Consider the following 2378-nt stretch of genomic DNA (forward strand, 5'->3'; position numbering starts at 1 on the left):
TATATGACTTTGGATTTCTTCGACTACTTAGTCCACCATTTAAATCATATGTAATCTTATATTGACTTACTTGCCAATGAGCATATAAAGTACAAGACTCATGAATGGGTTCATCCAAGTTATAACGCCAACGATAATCACAATCCCAGAACCATCCATCAAAGGTATATCCAACTCGAACTGGTGGCTTTAAATCCCCCAATAAACCATGTTCATCCGTACATATATCCATATAATTGGCTCCACCACACGTTTCAAAGTGGATAACTGGACATTCTTTATAAATAGCTGTCAATATAACAGGTTCATGAATGCCTGCTGGTAAACTTGTTATAATTTCACCATTCAACTGCCAACCTACAAACATAACGCCCTTCTTAAATGCCGGATACAACAATAATTCTTCCGATTCAATGCATGTATATCTCGGATTACGACGCGACATAACTCCGCCGTCCACATCATATTCAATGGGATACCAAATAGGAATCCATTTATCATATAAAGTCACAGAATGAGGAAGAACACCACCTGGATTTAATCTTTTTGTACACTCTTTATCTATATACCAACCAACAAATTGGTAACCTTCTCTTTTTTCACTCATCAAATATCACCTGCCCATTATTTTATCACAAATAGAAAAACTTCTAGGAAAATTTCTAGAAGTTATTCAAATAATTATATAAACTGTTCCCAAAAGTCATTTCCATAAGTTCACTTGCGATTTCTTTACTTTGAATCCGCATAATATGATCTTCTACATCTTGTTTACCTAATAAATTTATATTTCCATACCATACAATTTCCTGATCAATAATCGCAAAATGTTCACAATTATCTTCTGCCGATTTTAGATAAAAACCAGATTGTCTCATTTCTTCTAACAACTGCATTCTATAATTTGAACTTCCAAACCTAATTTTATCAGGCATCCAAGAAACTACGGTTACTTCAACTCCACTTTCCATCTTTTCTTTGATCAATTTAGTAAATTCTACAACTCTATCGCCAGATAATGAAGGACTGGATACAATAATATTCTTATTAGAACACAATAAATCTTGACTATACGTATCGTAATAATTACTTGCATCATATATAGATTGAGAAATTTGCGATTCACTTTTTATGCCGTTAGTATCTGAAATTAATTCATAACCTGATTTTTTATAGGCCTTTAATCTTTTTCCGTACATTCGATCAAACATCGGAATATGGACATCTACATAATCATATACAAGTATTGTATCTTTTTTATCATATAGTCGATGAATTCTTCCTGTAAATTGTTCTATAACACTACTACTAGCTACAGGCATTGCTAGAAACAAAGTATCTAATCTATCAAGGTCAAAGCCTTCTCCAACGAGCGATCCTGTCGCAATTAATATCATAGTTTTATCTTCAGGTACACTTTTCATTAATTCAACAATATGATTATTTTCTTTTTTTGATTGACTTCCTATCAACAAGAAAACAAAATCTGCCACACCTTCTAATTGTTGATATAGCTTCTTACAATGATTTACATATTTAGACAAAACCACAGGCGTACGATTTTTTTGAATACAATCTTTTATATCCTGAACAATCATTTGATCTCGCAAATCATTATCTCGTAATATTGAGTATGCTTCATTTGGATTCTTTTCATCTTTCATCATTCCTCTTGGTGCAACCACATGTGTAAACCGAGGATATAACAAACGAGGAATCCCTTGTTGTTTTGCTTGTTCTTTTGCGGAATATTTATGTCGTATTGGACCAATAAGCATAAAATTCATCTTATCCAATTGATCCGTTCGATCAACGGCTGTAACACCATACACATACTTAGCTTTAATTTCTTTTAAAACAGCACTTTCTGTATTTGAAGCCGCATGATGACATTCATCCACAATGATCATGCCATACTCATTCAACAGTTTATGAAATTTTCCCTTTTTACATATAGAACCAGCCATTGCGATATCAATTATACCTGTCATAGAATCATGAGATCCCTGTAAAGTACCTATCAATGATTTTCTCTTTTTGATCAAACCTTTAGGTGTCGTATATTCAGGTAACTCTTCATTTATATCCAAAAATGTCTGCAGCTTATCTTTCCATTGTTCTAATAAAGATGAACTCTCCAACAAAATTAATGTATTCACTTTCTTTGTCGCAATTAAATCCGCACAAAGAACAGTCTTACCAAAAGCAGTAGCCGCTAATAAAATACCATTATCATGCTCAATCATTTTATTTAGAGCTACATTTTGTTCAGGTTTTAACTCTCCCTTAAAAGTAACATCAATACTTCTTCCTTGTTGCCTTTTATCATCAATCATCATTTGAATCTCAGCATTCTTATTATACGAAATTAAAGCATC

General features: G+C 32.8%; 2 protein-coding genes. Both read right to left on the reverse strand.

Annotation, left to right across the window (positions count from 1 at the left end):
- Positions 1 to 607: InlB B-repeat-containing protein (locus ACZQCL_RS08760; RefSeq protein ID WP_482482854.1), on the reverse strand; the 607-nt coding region annotated here is incomplete at its 3' end.
- A 55-nt stretch (positions 608 to 662) separates the two neighbouring features.
- Positions 663 to 2378, reverse strand: a 1716-nt coding sequence (locus ACZQCL_RS08765) for a DEAD/DEAH box helicase family protein (protein WP_482482856.1), incomplete at its 5' end; no start/stop codon positions are given.

The sequence above is a fragment of the Holdemanella sp. genome (assembly GCF_056804935.1).